The sequence below is a fragment of the Cobetia crustatorum genome (assembly GCF_000591415.1).
Classification (GTDB): Bacteria; Pseudomonadota; Gammaproteobacteria; order Pseudomonadales; family Halomonadaceae; genus Cobetia; species Cobetia crustatorum.
The window spans coordinates 35,584-50,440 of the sequence record NZ_JEMF01000025.1; the positions used below are offsets into that span (position 1 = coordinate 35,584).

Annotated in this window: 12 protein-coding genes and 1 pseudogene; 5 read left to right on the top strand and 8 right to left on the bottom strand. The window is 59.4% G+C overall.

The window, feature by feature from the left end:
• Window positions 1-14: 14 nt before the first annotated feature.
• On the bottom strand, window positions 15-803 hold the full coding sequence (gene glcC, locus BF12_RS0106990; protein WP_084488013.1) for a transcriptional regulator GlcC: 789 nt from the start codon (window positions 801-803) through the stop codon (window positions 15-17).
• A gap of 210 nt (window positions 804-1,013) precedes the next feature.
• On the opposite strand from glcC, the pseudogene glcD reads away from it, so the two are divergent.
• The 4 genes and pseudogenes from glcD (at window position 1,014) to BF12_RS0107010 (ending at window position 5,626) form a co-directional block, all read left to right on the top strand.
• Window positions 1,014-2,512, top strand: a pseudogene (gene glcD / locus BF12_RS19110) (glycolate oxidase subunit GlcD).
• Window positions 2,513-2,582: 70 nt separating this feature from the next.
• A complete protein-coding gene (gene glcE / locus BF12_RS0107000; protein ID WP_024951656.1) occupies window positions 2,583-3,773 on the top strand; it encodes a glycolate oxidase subunit GlcE in 1,191 nt (396 codons plus the stop codon).
• Between the two features lie 65 nt (window positions 3,774-3,838).
• Window positions 3,839-5,161, top strand: a complete 1,323-nt coding sequence (gene glcF / locus BF12_RS0107005) for a glycolate oxidase subunit GlcF (protein WP_024951657.1) — start codon at window positions 3,839-3,841, stop codon at window positions 5,159-5,161.
• 57 nt (window positions 5,162-5,218) lie between these two features.
• Window positions 5,219-5,626, top strand: a complete 408-nt coding sequence (locus BF12_RS0107010; protein ID WP_024951658.1) for a GlcG/HbpS family heme-binding protein — start codon at window positions 5,219-5,221, stop codon at window positions 5,624-5,626.
• Between the two features lie 93 nt (window positions 5,627-5,719).
• Here BF12_RS0107010 and BF12_RS0107015 read toward each other — a convergent pair whose 3' ends face one another.
• Window positions 5,720-6,592, bottom strand: a complete 873-nt coding sequence (locus BF12_RS0107015) for a LysR family transcriptional regulator (RefSeq protein WP_024951659.1) — start codon at window positions 6,590-6,592, stop codon at window positions 5,720-5,722.
• Window positions 6,593-6,857: 265 nt separating this feature from the next.
• Between BF12_RS0107015 and mgrA the strand changes: the two genes are divergently transcribed.
• Entirely contained in the window at window positions 6,858-7,886 is a 1,029-nt protein-coding gene (mgrA, locus tag BF12_RS0107020) for an L-glyceraldehyde 3-phosphate reductase (RefSeq protein ID WP_024951660.1), read from the top strand.
• Between the two features lie 105 nt (window positions 7,887-7,991).
• Here the strand turns inward: mgrA and xylB are convergent, their stop codons facing one another.
• The 6 genes from xylB to BF12_RS0107050 form a co-directional block, all read right to left on the bottom strand.
• A complete protein-coding gene (xylB, locus tag BF12_RS0107025; RefSeq protein ID WP_024951661.1) occupies window positions 7,992-9,503 on the bottom strand; it encodes a xylulokinase in 1,512 nt (503 codons plus the stop codon).
• A 43-nt stretch (window positions 9,504-9,546) separates the two neighbouring features.
• Window positions 9,547-11,136 carry a mannitol dehydrogenase family protein gene (locus tag BF12_RS0107030; RefSeq protein WP_084488014.1) on the bottom strand — a complete coding sequence of 530 codons (1,590 nt, stop codon included), beginning with the start codon at window positions 11,134-11,136 and terminating at the stop codon, window positions 9,547-9,549.
• Window positions 11,137-11,203: 67 nt separating this feature from the next.
• Window positions 11,204-11,914 (bottom strand): nucleoside/nucleotide kinase family protein, encoded by a 711-nt coding sequence (locus BF12_RS0107035; protein WP_339379012.1) that lies wholly within the window; start codon window positions 11,912-11,914, stop codon window positions 11,204-11,206.
• A 59-nt stretch (window positions 11,915-11,973) separates the two neighbouring features.
• On the bottom strand, window positions 11,974-12,813 hold the full coding sequence (locus BF12_RS0107040) for an L-iditol 2-dehydrogenase (RefSeq protein WP_051510811.1): 840 nt from the start codon (window positions 12,811-12,813) through the stop codon (window positions 11,974-11,976).
• A gap of 13 nt (window positions 12,814-12,826) precedes the next feature.
• Window positions 12,827-13,576 (bottom strand): HAD family hydrolase, encoded by a 750-nt coding sequence (locus BF12_RS0107045; RefSeq protein ID WP_024951665.1) that lies wholly within the window; start codon window positions 13,574-13,576, stop codon window positions 12,827-12,829.
• On the bottom strand, window positions 13,573-14,820 hold the full coding sequence (locus tag BF12_RS0107050; protein ID WP_024951666.1) for an ABC transporter ATP-binding protein: 1,248 nt from the start codon (window positions 14,818-14,820) through the stop codon (window positions 13,573-13,575). The genes BF12_RS0107045 and BF12_RS0107050 overlap by 4 nt, the downstream gene beginning before the upstream one ends.
• Window positions 14,821-14,857: the final 37 nt, after the last annotated feature.

The following is a 14,857-nucleotide window of genomic DNA, read 5'->3' on the forward strand; positions in this document are numbered from 1 at the left end:
TCGAATTTTTTCTGCTACCCAAACCCTTCCAGACGCATCGCTGATCGCACTAGCCGTTCGTCCTCTGCCTCCAGTTCACGCAAACTGTCACGAATGCTGTGCAAGTGATGCAGCGCCGCCTGTTCGGCCACCTCAGGAAGCTGGTCCATCACGGCACGATAGATCGCCGTGTGCTGAGCATTGATCTGTCCACGAGGAATAGGTCGGTGATAGAGATTGCGCAACGACGCGAAGACCGAACTCAATAGCAGGTCATTGATGCCCTGCAGCGTATGTACCAGTACCGGATTGTGTGATGCCTCACAGATGGCGTGATGGAAAGCATGATCCAGGCGAGCCAGCTGCTGGGCATCTGGCAGCGTATCGCCCGTCGCTTCACGTATGCAGGCTGCCATCGCTTCATAGTGGCGGCGAATCAATACGCGGTCAGCCGGCGTCCCCCGTTGTGCTGCGAGTCGCGCCGACTCGCCCTCCAGCAACGCCCTTACCTCCAGTAAATCGTAGAGTGTGCGCGGATGATCACGAAACAGATGCATCAGTGGGCTGATATCAGCACTCGGCAGCAGCTGCGCGACGCTTGAACCCTTCCCGTGACGCGTTTCAATGATGCCCTTGCCACGCAACAGTCTCAGTCCTTCGCGCAGCGAGGGGCGCGAGATCCCCAATCGCTCACACAGGCGACGCTCAGAGGGAATCATCTGACCCGGCTTCAGTACGCCATCGAGTATCAATTGCTCAAGACGTGCCGCGGCTTGCTCGGGCGCCCGCAGATCAGATGGCAGAGCACTGTTCATTACCTGCATCGCTGACCTCTTTGTGTCGTTTTTCGTTGTCATCAATCGCGGCGATTCACTGGTCAGACCACTCTTCACACCCTACAGACATCCCTATCAAACAGACGAGCACTAGCGACAGTCACTAGACGAATGTCTGGTCAGACCACTTGACTCATACATGGACAATGCGAGGTCTGCACGCCAGATTGAAGATCTGACCGTTTCGGGAGTCGCCTCATGAATATCCTGTACGACCCAGCGCTGGATGGACCGCTGACGCAACACGACAAGGCCAAGGTACTGGCACATCTCACGGCGATGCTGCCGAGCCTGACGCTACTGCACCGTGAAGAAGACCTGCACCCTTTCGAGTGTGATGGTCTGGCGGCCTATCGCGTCATGCCGATGCTGGTCGCGCTGCCTGAGTGCGTCGAGCAGGTCGCCGCCCTGCTGCGCGAGTGCCATGCCCTTGGCGTACCTGTGGTCACGCGAGGTGCTGGCACCGGCCTTTCCGGCGGCGCATTGCCCTTGGAACAGGGGGTGTTGCTGGTGATGTCACGTATGGCGAGAATTCTTGAGATTGACCCTGATGCACGCATAGCACGTCTGGAACCCGGCGTGCGCAATCTCGCGATTTCAGAAGCAGCCGCCCCCTATGGCCTCTACTACGCCCCGGACCCCTCCTCCCAGATCGCCTGTTCCATCGGCGGCAACGTCGCTGAAAATGCCGGTGGCGTGCACTGCCTCAAGTACGGTTTGACCGTGCATAACCTGCTCAAACTGGAAGTGCTGACCATCGAAGGCGAGCCGATGACACTTGGCGCCGACAGCCTCGATGCCGCGGGACTGGACATGCTTGCGCTGTTCACGGGCTCCGAGGGCATGCTGGGTGTGGTAACGGAAGTGACGGTTCGTCTACTGCCAAAACCGGAGACTGCAAGGTACTGATGGCGAGCTTCGATGATATCGACAAGGCGGGTCGCGCCGTCGGTGACATCATCGCCTGCGGCATCATTCCTGGTGGCCTGGAGATGATGGATAACCTGGCCATTCGCGCCGCTGAAGACTTCATTCATGCTGGCTACCCGATCGAGGCGACTGCCATCCTGCTGTGTGAACTGGATGGTGCCGAAGGGGATGTCAGTGACGACTGCGCGCGAGTGCGTGAGGTGCTGGAGCTCGCCGGCGCCACCGAGATTCGTCTGGCACGTGACGAGCAGGAGCGCGCGCGCTTCTGGGCAGGACGCAAGAATGCCTTCCCTGCCGTCGGTCGCATGTCGCCTGACTATTACTGCATGGATGGCACCATCCCTCGCCGCGAACTCCCGACAGTGCTGACCGGAATTGCCGAGCTTTCACGCCAGTCGGGACTGGCCGTCGCCAATGTGTTTCATGCAGGTGACGGCAACATGCACCCGCTGATCCTGTTCGATGCCAATCGTCCCGGCGAACTTGAGCTGGCCGAGGACGTCGGCGGCAAGATCCTCGAACTGTGTGTGGCCGCCGGTGGCAGTATCACCGGTGAACATGGCGTGGGCCGCGAGAAGATCAATCAGATGTGCGCTCAGTTCACCAGCGATGAAATCACCGTCTTTCATGCTGTGAAGGCTGCCTTCGACCCGACTGGCCTGCTCAATCCCGGCAAGAATATCCCGACCCTGGCGCGGTGTGCTGAATTTGGTGCCATGCATGTACACCACAACCAGCTGCCGCACCCCGAGCTGCCGCGTTTTTGATCATCCGTCGTACTGCTGATCTGTCGGCTTCGCGTTGAACGAAGGCTGCACTGCCACACAAGGACATGACATGTCAGAGCCATCCCCTGTTTCTCAGCGTCAAGTACCGGCCCATGCCGAGTATGCCCACGGTAATCAGAGCGGACATGACGCGAGTGAGGCACTCGGTGAACAGGTGCGCGCAGCACATGCGGCACAGCGCCCGCTACGCATCACCGGCAGTGGCAGCAAGGCCTTTCTCGGCCGGACAGTCGAGGCCGATGAAGTGCTCGACATGCGTGCACATCACGGCATCACTCACTATGACCCCGTGGAGCTGATGGTCTCGGTACGTGCTGGCACCCCTCTCGCTGAGCTTGAGGCCGTGCTGGCCGAGCAGCATCAGCACCTGAGCTGCGAGCCGCCGCACTTCGGAGCGAATGCCACTGTCGGGGGCACGCTTGCTTGCGGGCTATCGGGCCCACGCCGCCCGTGGAGTGGCAGTCTGCGTGATCTGGTGTTGGGTACGCGCATCATCAGTGCCGAGGGCAAGGCATTGCGCTTTGGCGGTGAGGTGATGAAGAACGTTGCCGGGTATGACCTTTCGCGCCTGATGACCGGCGCACAAGGCACGCTGGGCGCCATCAGCGAAGTCTCCCTCAAGGTGATGCCGCGCCCAGCGGCGAGTCAGTCACTGCGTCTTGAGCTGTCCCTGGACGAGACGCTCACACGGCTTACCGCCTGGGGGCGCACACCACTGCCGATCTCCGCTGCCAGCTGGCAGGCCGGTACATTATCCCTGCGGCTGGAAGGCGGGATGCGCTCCGTAGAAGCCGGCGTGACGATGCTAGGGGGCGAGTCACTGCACGCGATCGAAGCGGCCCGTTACTGGTCAGACCTGCGCGAGCACCAACTTCCCTTTTTCACGACTCATGCCAGCCATGAGGCGCTATGGCGCCTGTCGCTGCCATTGGTGCTCAACCATGGCGATTGGCAAGCCGCCGTCAGCGAAACGCTGGGCCATATTGATGAGGCAGACCTGCTGTGTGACTGGGCCGGTGCGCAGCGCTGGCTTTACAGCGATGCGCCTGCCGAGCGCGTCCGTCAGCTAGCGCATCGCCTGGGCGGTCACGCTGTCTGCTACACGCCAGGCGTGGTCAGTGAGCAAGACAGCCCACTGATGCCTCTGAACACGATCAATGCCCGCTATCACGTACAGCTCAAGCAGCAGCTCGATCCACTCGGCATCCTGAATTCCGGCCGACTATATGCAGGGCTATAAGGCACAAGCATTGATACCGCAATGATAAATAGAGAACTCTGCCCTATTTCAAGGAAGGCCTGACCATGCAGACACACTTCAGCGAAGCCGCACTCGCCAAGCCGCACATCCAGAAGGCCGACAAGGTGCTGCGTAGCTGTGTTCACTGTGGCTTCTGCAATGCCACCTGCCCGACTTATCAGTTGCTGGGCGACGAGCGCGACGGACCGCGTGGACGTATCTATCTGATCAAACAGCTGCTGGAGAGCGATCCCGACAGCGCAGAGGCAAGCGAACGTCAACGCGCATCACAGGTGACGCGCGAGACACAGTTGCACCTGGATCGCTGTCTGAGCTGCCGCAGCTGCGAGACGACCTGCCCTTCCGGCGTCGAGTATCACAAGCTGTTGGATATCGGCCGCCATGAACTCGAACGTCGCGTCAGCCGACCGTGGCATGAACGACTGCTGCGCACCGGTTTGCGCCATGCGCTAGTTGAGCCCACGCGCTTCAAGGCGCTGTTGGCGCTGGGCGTGCGCTTTCGACCACTCGCACCCGCCTCGTTGGCTGATAAAATTCCTGTGCCAGACCATCACTCATCGGTGGCGCGGCCCTCGCCACAGCGTCATTCCCGACAGGTGTTGATACTAGAGGGCTGTGTCCAACCCAGCCTTTCGCCAAACACCAATGCCGCCACGGCACGCGTGCTGGACCGCTTCGGCATCGGTGTCGCCTCCGTAAAAGAAGCCGGTTGCTGCGGGGCCATCGACTACCATCTCAACGCTCAGCAGGCGGGTCGGGCACGCATGCGCACCAATATCGATGCCTGGTGGCCAGCGATTGAAGCTGGTGCCGAGAGCATCGTGCAGACTGCCAGCGGCTGCGGTGCCTTCGTCAAGGAGTACGGTGAGATGCTCGCCGATGATCCTGACTATGCCGAGCGAGCAGCACGGGTTAGCGCACTGGCCAAGGACATTGTCGAGGTCTTGGATGCTGCAGTGAGCACTGCCGCAGCAGATAAGGCATCCGCCGATCACTCACACAATATGCTACTGCTAAATGCAGCGACGAGCGGCAAGAAGACACTGGCCTTCCACTGTCCCTGCACGCTGCAACACGCTCAGCAGCTTGGCGGCAAGACAGAAGCGCTGTTGAGCAGGCTCGGCTTCAACATTGCTCCCGTGGCGGAGGGTCATCTGTGCTGCGGGTCTGCCGGCACCTACTCCGTCACCCAGCCGCAGTTGTCACACCAGCTTCGAGACCGCAAGCTGGATGCACTGGAAGCCAGTGGTGCCACGACATTCGTGACCGCCAACATTGGTTGCCAGACGCATCTCAATGGTGCCGGACGAATGCCGGTACGCCACTGGATCGAACTGGTGGATGAAGCACTGTCCACCACACCCTGAGTCATATTTGACACTCCTTATCCATCAAGACCATCCATCAAGACGAAAGGAAGCTCCATGATCACTCGCCACGTACTGACCCTCGACGACGTCAACCTCATGCTGGAGGGCGCACAGAAAGAAGCCGATACCAACGGCTGGGCAGTCTCCATCGCCGTCGCTGATGATGGCGGCCATCCGATGGGCTTGCGGCGTCTCGATAATACTCCGGCGATGACCGGCCACTTTGCGCTGCAGAAAGCCAAGAGCGCTGCGTTGGGTCGCCGCGAGACTCAGCTATTTGAAGACTCCATCAATGGAGGGCGCACAGCATTCCTGTCAGCACCGGAACTCGAAGGCATGCTGGGCGGCGGTGTACCCGTCATGGTGGAAGGCCAGATCGCCGGCAGCATCGGTGTCTCAGGCGTGAAGCCGGAGCAAGATGCACAGATCGCCAAGGCTGGTGTGGCAGCACTCGGACTCTAACTCTCAGGCCTGGCCTGCCATTCGTCAGGCTGGCAGTAAAAAGGATCAGCATGCTGAAGGAATGGCACGCTGGTCCTTTTTGTGTGCTCATGCCTATCTCGGCATGCCCGCGATCACCGCATCCATGAAAGCCCTGAGCTTGTCAGACTGCTGAATGCGCTGAGGGTAGAGCATGTAAATACTGTGCGGTACACCTTCTTCGGCTTCCAGCACCCGAACCAGACGCCCATCGGCCAGTTCACGATCCACCAGATATTCGGCAACGCGGATGATGCCACCGTCGGCCAGTGCCTGCTGCTTCAGCAAGCGATGATCATTGACGGCCAAGCCACCGCTGACGACTACCTCACCGTTGGCCATCGTCCAATGGGCGTGCCCCGTCCAGCGCAGACAGCGATGCGCGGTGAGATCCGACGACTGATGAGGCGTGCCATGAACCGCCAGATAGCCGGTCGAGGCACAACAACAGTGAGCATAGTCGAGTAGATGCCGCGCAATCATGTTGTCCGGCGGCTGACGCGTGGCGCGAAACGCCACATCAAAGGGTTCCCGGGTCAGATCATGACTTTCATAACTGACGTCGAGGCGAATCTCCAGTGCCGGATGACGCACCTGAAAATCACGACAGATGGCCATCAGATAACGTTCGGCAAACAACACCGGCGCGGTAATCCGCAGCACACCACTGAAGCTGTGGCGCTCATGTTCGAGGTCGCGCTCCAATGCCAGTAGCTCGCTTTGCACACCGCGCATGCGCAAACGAATGCGCTCACCCTCCTCGGTCAAACGCACGGCCCGGGTAGTACGAATCAATAGAGGTGCGCCCATCTCTCGCTCCAGCCGGCGCACTTGCTCGGAGAGATAACCTCGTGAAATACCCAGCACCTCTGCTGCACGGGTGAAATTCAGGGATTCTGCTACCTGGGCGAACAACATCAGGCGCTCCATCTTCTTGTGCTGCTGCATGCAGGCTCCTGTCGTATGCTGATGTGCAGCCCCTTGCGAGCCAGTGGGCTGGCCTCACTCTAGCCTCTTTATCCTCTTTCTATACTAATGAGCTCGTGATGATTGTCTGTTATAGCAAACAATCTATTCGCTGAGCGCGGCTTATCAGTGCCTGTCTGGCAACCTAAACTGACATGGATAACCGGTGCGTAGTGCATCGGCCCTGCTCATCGATAGCACCACTTGGCTTGACCAAGTCAGGTGACGTGTCAGAAGGGATTCCCTCATGAGTTATACCCCCGCCAATGATCGTTACGAGCGCATGCAGTATCAGCGCTGTGGCAAGAGCGGTCTCAAGCTTCCGCGCCTGTCACTGGGGCTGTGGCACAACTTTGGTCACAACAGTCACGAAGACAATGCCCGTGCCATCTGCCGCACTGCCTTCGATCACGGTATCACCCACTTTGACCTGGCCAATAATTATGGCCCGCCGCCGGGCAGCGCCGAAGAGATGTTCGGTCGCATGCTCAAGCGCGACTTCGCTGGTTACCGCGATGAGCTAGTGATTTCCAGCAAGGCAGGGTATCGCATGTGGCCTGGCCCTTATGGCGAGTGGGGTAGCCGCAAGTATCTGTTGTCGAGCCTCGATCAGAGCCTCAAGCGTATGGATCTCGACTATGTCGATATCTTCTACTCCCACCGTTTCGACCCGGACACTCCGCTGGAAGAAACGATGGGCGCGCTGGATAGCGCGGTGCGTTCCGGCAAGGCACTGTATGCCGGCATCTCCTCCTATAACGCCCAACGCACCCGCGAGGCCGCAGCCATCCTGCGCGAGCTGGGTACGCCGTGCATCATCCATCAGCCCAGTTACTCGATGATCAATCGCTGGATCGAGGACGATGGCCTGCTGGACACTCTTGATGATGAAGGTATGGGGTCCATCGTGTTCTCGCCATTGGCGCAGGGCGTGCTGACCGGCAAGTATCTCGGTGGCATCCCCGAAGATAGCCGCCTGGCACGGGGCGGAGCGCTCAAGGATAGTCACCTGAGTGAGGATAACCTTGCGCGAGTCCGTGCCTTGAACGAGATTGCCGAACGGCGTGACCAGTCGCTCGCGCAGATGGCACTCGCCTGGGCACTGCGCGGCAATCGCGTCACCACAGCATTGATCGGCGCAAGCCGCCCAGAACAGGTCACCGATTGCGTGAAGGCACTTGATCACCTTGAATTCAGCCAAGCGGAACTCGATGAGATTGATCGCTACGCCGTTGATGGCGATGTCAATCTATGGGCGCGCTCCTCAGATGCTTGAGACGTGTGACTTTAGGGCTGAAGCCCAGATCGAGTAGAAATAGTACTCTGACACACAAACGCCGCCTCTGAGTGATCAGAAGGCGGGCGTTTTACGAGAGTCACATCAATCTACCGTGGCACCTACTGCAATACCATGCACCTCTTCCAGCAACGTGCGGTAGCGGGTGTAACCGCTGCGATAGTCAGCGACGCCAGCGGCTTCAGGCAAGGTCCGCGTGGAGAGGTCCAGTATCACCCATCGCTCACATAAACCATTCAGCGTCACCTCATTACCCTGCTGCAGCCCCAAGCACCAGGCAGCCTGAATCGCCGCACCCAGCGCAGCCGCTTCTGAGACCTGCGGGCAAACCACCTCGACATTGAGAATATCGGCCAGCATCTGTCGCCATAGCGGACTCTTGGCACCACCACCCACCACGCGAATCTGGCGCGCATTGGCCCCCAATGGCCCGAGGCATTCAAGCGCGTAACGTAGCCCGTAACTGGCACCTTCCATGGTCGCCCGGCACAAATTCGCGGGTGTGGTGTTACGACTGTCGAGGCAGTGGAAGCTAGCCTCAGCACGCGGCAACATCGGCACACGCTCGCCATTGAAGAACGGCAATACCTGCACGCCCTGCGCACCGCGCGGTGAGCTTGCCACCTGAGCAGAGAAAGCCGTGATATCAAGGTCAAACATCTCACGCACTCGCGTAGTGGCCGAGGTGACATTCATGGTGCACACCAGCGGTAGCCAGCCACCATCGCTTGAACTGAAGCTCGCTACCTGCGAATCACATCCATCAGGATAGTCAGTGGACCAGGCACAGACTGTGCCCGAGGTGCCCATGCTCAGTGTCACGCGCCCCGGCGCAATATTGCCGGTACCGATGGCACTCATCATGTTGTCGCCACCACCGCTGGAGACAATCACATCCTCGCGTAGGCCAAACCGCGCAGCGATCTCTGAGCGTATCCGCCCTGCCGGCGCATGCGACTCGATTATCCTCGGCAGCACGCGGCGCGCATCCAGTTCCGGTGCAATGAGATGGAAGATTTCCTGATGCCATTGCTGGCGACGAGTATCGAAATAGCCCGTACCGGAGGCATCACCGCGCTCGGTAACGCGCTCACCGGTCAGCCAGAAATTGAGGTAGTCGTGAGGCAGTAGCAACGTTGCAATCTGCTGGTATAGCTCAGGATGCTGCTCCCGCAGCCAAGCGACCTTGGAAGCCGTATAGCCAGTTTGCAGCACGAGCCCGAGCGCATCGAGGCAGCCACGCTCACCGCCAAGCGCCTCAATAAGTGCAGCGTTATGCTCGCTGGTTTCAGTATCGCACCACAGCTTGGCAGGATAGAGTGGCATGCCGTCTGCACCTAGCGCGACCATGCCATGCTGCTGACCGGAGACACCGATGGCTTGAATGTGTTGCGGGTCAATCTGACCTGCCGCCAAGGCATCATCAAAGGCACCTTCCAGTGCACGAATCCAGTCAGCAGGGTCCTGCTCACGCCGACCGTTCGCGCCTTCGTGCAGCTCATGGCTGCGCTGCCCCTGGGCGACGATTCGGCCAAGGGCTGGATCAAGAATCACGACCTTGGTGCTCTGAGTGCCACAATCCACACCTACCAACATGTGCCCTCTCCCTGTTCGATTTGAAAGCAAGCGCTCAGACAGGCTAGCTGACAGACACCATCAGGCGCTCGAGAGTCACACGTGCACCCAGCTGATGTAGGTCATTGAGCACCACGCTATAAGCCTCGGCAAAGCGCGGTACAGCCGCCAGATCACCAAACAGATCCTGCTGCTCAAGGAAGGCTAATGGGTGAGACTTTTGCGTCAGCGCGATACGCGTCAGTCGCTCGCTCAAGCGATCAACCACCGTGATAGCCTCACCTTGCTCATCCACACCTTCGGCATAACGCGCCCAGCTAGCAATGATGGCAGCGCACAGGCGCACATCGCCTTCGGTAGCCAGCTGCTGACGGACCACCGGCACCAGCCACTTGGGGATGCGGTCCGAGGACTCGGCACATAGCCGTGCGAGCGTATCGCGAATATTCGGATTGGCGAAGCGCTCTATCAGCGTACGCTTATAGGCAGCAAGGTCTACCCCGGGCAATGGACTCAGCGTCGGTGTGGCTTCACGTTCCATATAGGCGAGCAGAAAGTCGATGAAGAGAGGGTCTTGGCAAACCTCATGTGCATAGCGAAAACCGGTGAGATAGCCAAAGTAGGTCAAGGCCTGATGGCTGGCATTGAGCAGGCGCAGCTTCATCAGCTCATAGGGCACAACATCGTCGACCAACTGAACACCCACTTTTTCAAACGCTGGACGACGCTCGGCATGTACACCGCCTTCGCCCCTACTGCCAGTGCTGCCAAAGTGATCTTCCAACACCCACTGGGTGAACGGCTCACAGGTAACTGGCCAGCGGTCGGCCACCCCGAACGATGACTCCAGTAGCGCAATATCTTCCGGCGTGGTGACGGGCGTTATGCGATCCACCATCGAATTGGGGAAGCTGACGTCACTCGCGATCCAAGGACCCAACTCGCTAGCCTTGGCATTACTGCCAGCACTGCTCTGCGCATCCAATGCTTGGGCATGCGCGACAAACATGCGCCGCGCTACATCGCCATTCCCCTGAATGTTGTCGCACGACATGATGGTGAAAGGCGCGATGCCGCGCTGACGGCGGCGAACCAGTGCTTCGATGACCAGTCCGAAAGTGGTTTGCGGCCGTGTCGGATTGGCCAGGTCATGCACGACGGCAGGTGCATCCACGTCATAGTCGCCGGTGATCTGGTGGAAATTGTAGCCGCCTTCCGTCACGGTCAGCGAGACGATACGAATTGCGGGATCACACAGGCGCTCGATAACGGCCTCTGGGTCATCCGGTGCGAACAGATAATCGATCATGCTGCCGATTACCCGTGCGTCGATACGCCCATCCGAGTGCTTGACCATCAGTGTGAACAGATAGTCTTGAGCCGCCAGTGCCTCCTGCATGCGCCGATCACCGGGCATCGCGCCAACACCCACGATACCCCAATCATGTGCCTCACCCTGGTTCATCAACTGATCTAGATACATGGCTTGATGAGCGCGATGAAAGCCACCGACACCAAAGTGCACGATCCCGGCGGTGAGCCTGCGACGATCATACCCCGGCAGCGCAATGCTGTTGTTCAGCCCCTGTGGCTTATCCAGCACTGCTTGAGTCAGGGACACACAAGCAGAAGGTGTAGATGTCGACACCGCCATGATGGCACTCCTTGGGGCAATAAAGGCTATGAACAACAGCAAAGGCTGTAAACAACAGATAAGAGAATCAAACCGACGGAGGCAGTACGTCTTCCCTGGCAATGGGTGTGTCTGCCAGACGCCAACGCCAATCGGCAGACCGCGAGGCAGTCTTGATCAGATGGGCGTTGAGCATGTCCTTATGATGCGTGCGATCATGAGCACCACGCGCATCCTGCCCCATTTCCCGCCAACGGTTCAGTAGACGAGGAATCAGCACTTCATCCTCGATATCGAGAAAGATACTCAGGTCGTATAGCGCCGAAAGCGTGTCCCACAAGGGGTGCTCCAACAGTAGATAGTTACCTTCTACCAGCACGATACGGTGATGGGATTCGACGATACGCCCACCGGCGCGCGCCAGATCCAGCGGTCGGTCGAACACGGGCACAGCGACCGGGCCAGCATTCGCGCGCAGACGTATCAGGTCCTGACGCAGACCTTCAGCATCAAAGGTCTCTGGTGCGCCCTTGACGTCCAACAGCCCGCGCGGAGCAAGTACAGCATTGTCGAAGTGATAGCCGTCCATCGGCACCACCACTGCGATATCGGATTCCAGTGCATTCAATGCTTCGCACAGACGCTCAGAGAGCGTCGACTTGCCTGCCGCCGGCGGACCTGCCAGCGCCACGACCGTGCGTGGACGCTGACTACGGGCATGTTGAGCCAGTATGCGACTGGCCATATCACCAAGTTCCGGCACCATGTGGGCCAGACAAGAATTGGGTAAAGATGTCACGTGGCTACCTCATTCATGGATGCACAACCTTGCAACAGGAGGGAACATGTTCCCCATCCTTAGCTCATCCAGTTGCCACCGTCGACATTGAGTGTCTGAGCAACGACAAAATCGCTGTCCTCACAGGCCAGAAATACGGCAGCACCTGCATGGTCCTGCGGGCGCCCCATGCGCCCGAAAGGCACGGCCTCCCCGACCAAACGCTTTTTTTCACCGAGCGGTCGGTGCTCATGATGCGCAAATAGCGCGTCTACCTCATCCCACATCGGCGTATCCACGACACCAGGCGCAATACCATTGACGTTGATACCGTGCTTGATGAGATCGAGTCCGCAGGACTGAGTCAGGCTAATCACTGCTGCCTTGGAGGCGCAATAGGCACTGACCAGCGCTTCGCCGCGACGTCCGGCCTGCGAGGCCATGTTGATGATGCGCCCTCCCTGACCACGATCTACCATGGTTCTGGCCACTGCCTGGAGGGTAAAAAATAGCCCCTCGACATTGACCGCCAGCATGGTGTGCAACATGCCTTCACTGACTTCCAGTACCGGCGCCATGTCAAAGACCGCAGCGTTATTGACCAGAATATCGATCGGCCCCAGCTGCGCCTGAACACACTCGATCATGCTCTGGCGCGAGACACTGGACGTGACATCCAACTCCACTGCCAGTACGCGGGCCTGCGACCCCTCCTGTTGACGCAATGCCACTGCCGAGCGATTCGCACTCTCGATATCGATATCTGCCAACGCCACGCTGGCACCTTCCTGAACATAGCGCGTGGCAATCGCCAGACCAATCCCCCCGGCACCGCCCGTCACTACGGCCACCTTGCCGACCAGCTTGCGCGAGGGAATATCACGAGGTTGTTGAGCGCTATCGCTGGTGTGTGCTGTCATCTGGCTCATGCGACTACTCCTTTGCTAGCGCGTCATCCGTGAGCAAGCTGCTGATCAAGCTAGAAACCTCGGCCATACTCGCCGTGGACTGCCAGGCTCCGACGCCTCGCTGGGAATGATCGTGCCCCGGTGGGATGTGACCAGCCCCGGTAAAACCAATCACCCGCAGGCCTGCCGCCACGGCAGCCGTGACTCCCGCCAGACTGTCTTCGACCACGACACACTCGCTCACATCACGCCCCAGACGGCGCAAGGCCAGCTGATAGACATCAGGGGCTGGTTTCGGCACGGCGACCTCCTCAGCCGTAAAGAGCGGCACCGAACCCAACCAACGATCCAGCCCCGTTGCCGCCAGCGAGGCTTTCACCCGCCGCGCTGAGCTATTGGAGACGATCGCCATTGCCATGCCCTGCAACGAAAGCTGCTCCAGCAACTCTGCCACGCCATCAATGGCGACAAGTTCATCTGCCAGTCGTGATTCGATGGCCGAGTCGATACGCTCCAGTGCTTGCTCGGGCAGCTGATGGGCACTCATGGCTTCCAGGTGCGCGAGGATGGCATCGGTTGTCATGCCCAGTGCTGCACGCAGTTCGGTTTCGGCATCCAGATCTGGCAGCCATTTGGCAAGCTGCTGAGTCAATACCTGCTCGGCCAGCACTTCACTGTCGACCAGCACACCATCACAATCGAAAATCACCTGCTGGAGCACTGTTCTTGTAGCAGAGGGCTGTCCGCTCACTGAGCGGTGGTCGTCGCCGTTCATACGTCCGTCGCCTGCGCGGCAGACACGCTGGACAAGGAATTGTCCTGACGCGTCAGACCCGTCAGCGGATGGCGATCAAGACTTGGCAACGCCAAGCCATCGCTCGTGAACAGATGCGCGCGTGCCGAATCAAAGGTGTAACGAATATTATCTCCGACGCGGCTCGCCACATCACCGTCAGCGATCAGAATCCAACCACTATCTGCTTGGTCGTCAGCCTTGAGCCCCCCAATCTTGCCGTCACCCGAGCCATCCGGCGATGCCAGGTACAGCGACGTCACTCCGCCCAGACGCTCGATGACCTGAACCTGACCACCCAACGGACCACTGTCATCCAGGATGAGGTGCTCCGGACGCACGCCCATTGTCAGGCGATCACCCACGCTGACTGCCGAGCCGGCCTCGGGCTGGCCAGCGACCCGAACCAGGCTCTCGCTGTCATCCGGCAGACGTACCGTTACGCCTTCGGCCTGCACGTCCGTGACAGTCACATCAAGGAAGTTCATCTTCGGCGAGCCAATGAAGCCTGCCACGAAGCGGTTGCGCGGATGGTGGTAAAGCTCCATCGGCGAACCGATCTGCTCGACCACGCCACCTTGCAGCACGACAATCTTGTCTGCCATGGTCATGGCTTCAATCTGGTCGTGGGTCACGTAGATCATGGTGGCCTTGAGTTCGGCATGCAGACGCGCCAGCTCGATACGCATCTGTACACGCAGGGCGGCATCCAGATTCGAGAGCGGCTCATCGAACAGGAAGATGCTCGGGTTACGCACGATGGCCCGACCGATGGCGACACGCTGACGCTGACCACCGGACAGTGCCTTGGGCTTGCGGTCCAACAGCGGGCCCAGCTGCAGCACGTCCGCCGCCGCATTGACCTTCTTGGCACGCTCTTCCTTGGAGACACCGGCAAGCTTCAAGCTGAAGCCCATGTTCTCGCCCACGGTCATGTGCGGATACAGGGCGTAGCTCTGGAACACCATCGCCAGGCCGCGCTCGGCAGGGCCTACATCATTGATGCGCTGGCCGTCGATCAGGATGTCACCGGAGGTCGCATTCTCAAGTCCCGCGATCATGCGCATCAGCGTGGATTTACCACAGCCGGACGGCCCGACGAAGACCACGAACTCCTGATCCTTTACTTCAAGATCGACACCCTTGATGACCTGGGTCGTGGAGGCGCTTGCCCCGCTGCCGGAGGTGAATTCCTTGACGATATTCTTGAGCGTGAGTGTGGACATCGTAAGCTTCCTTTCCGCGCCTGCCACAAGAGCAGGC